A 226-nucleotide genomic window follows, 5' to 3' on the forward strand; every position below is an offset into this window, starting at 1 on the left:
GGTGGTCACTGGGATGGCCTCGACCGATGCGTCGGGGTCGGTGGTGCCGGTGATGCTGGCCGAGCGTCTCAACCTCCCGCAGGTGACCTTGGCGGCGGTGGTGGAGACCCAGGGCGACCAGGTCCGGATCAAGCGTGACACCGACGCCGCGACCGAGGTCATCGGTGCGACGATGCCGCTGGTGCTCTCGGTCACCGACCAGTCCGGTGAGGCCCGCTACCCCTCC

At 69.9% G+C, this 226-nt stretch carries 1 pseudogene; it reads left to right on the forward strand.

Annotated features, from left to right (window positions below):
• Window positions 1-13 precede the first annotated feature (13 nt).
• Window positions 14-226, forward strand: a pseudogene (locus ACYQ1K_RS28070) (electron transfer flavoprotein subunit beta); the annotation flags it as partial.

This window comes from Nocardioides sp. AN3 (assembly GCF_054653495.1).